1 protein-coding gene and 1 pseudogene are annotated in these 1,088 nt (G+C 69.2%); one reads left to right on the top strand and one right to left on the bottom strand.

Annotated features, from left to right (window positions below):
• A pseudogene (locus tag ACZ7HQ_RS45860) lies at positions 1 to 364 on the bottom strand (translation initiation factor IF-2); the annotation flags it as partial.
• Positions 365 to 419: 55 nt separating this feature from the next.
• On the opposite strand from ACZ7HQ_RS45860, the gene ACZ7HQ_RS45855 reads away from it, so the two are divergent.
• Positions 420 to 1,088, top strand: a 669-nt coding sequence (locus tag ACZ7HQ_RS45855) for a recombinase family protein (protein ID WP_471003679.1), incomplete at its 3' end; no start/stop codon positions are given.

Raw genomic sequence — 1,088 nt, 5'->3', positions numbered from 1 at the left:
CGTCGCGGGGGGCCTCCCCCCACCGCGACTTGGGAGACAATCGTACGGCGAAGCAGCGACGTACGACGATCTCCTGGACGTCGAACCATTCGTTGTACGCCGATCCGGGCGTACGGACAATCACATCGACGCCGTCCCCGTCGTGTGTCGAAGTACCCGTCACCCGCAGTACCTCCACACCGTCGATACCCGTGGCGGAGCGTCCGACCTCTTCCGCCGTGCGGGGGCGCTGGCTGCGCAGCAACTTACCCGCCCTCGTGGCCACCTCCCGCGCAACGTCCGTCGCCTCGACCTCGCTGGACTGCACCACGCCGCAGCCGGCAGTGAGCAGCAACAGCGGGACAAGCAGCAGTAGTCGGCGCATGACCCCACCCTTCCGGCGCCGCGCGCGACGGGCAGCCGCTCACATACTCAGACCGGTGTGGGTGATCGTACTCAGCCAGTGGGCGATCAGCCGCGGACGCCGGCTTCATGAGGTCGAGGACGCGGGAGGCACACCATCCCGGGTCCCACGCCACGGCCTCAACTCGGCCAGGGTCACTCGATCAGCCGACCGCAGCCCCGGCCAGCCGTGGCGGCCCGGTACCCCGGCGCCCGCGCCTGTCGATCACGACACCCCGACCGCGGACATCCGCATCGGGTACGCGCGGTGCTCCAACCTCACCCAGGAACTCCAGTCGCAGCTTGACGCGCTCGCCGGACACGGCATCCCACGGGACAAGATCTTCGCCGAAAAGATCAGCACCCGGATGCGGGTCCGCCCGCAGTTCGAGGCCGCGCTCGCAGCCTCGATGGAGATCAAGGCCCACGCCCCGCACTGCCGCGTCATCTTCACGGTGAACGAGATGAAGCGTCTGGGACGCGACGCCGCGGAGCTGACAGCGCTCGCTGATCACCTCACCGCCCACGGCCTGGTCCTGGAGATGCTCGCCGGCCCTCTCCAGGGGATGTACGACCCCAGTGGACCGGGGCGCCTGCTGTTCGGGTTCTTCGCAGCAATGGCGGAGACGGAACGGGAGAACATCCGGGAGTCCACCCTCGAAGGGCTGGACGCCGCGGCCCGCAAGGGCAACCACGGCGGCCGACCG

It is taken from the genome of Streptomyces sp. NPDC037290 (genome assembly GCF_055603245.1).
Note: the sequence above shows the minus strand (reverse complement) of the source record. Positions and strands in the feature narration are given on the sequence as shown.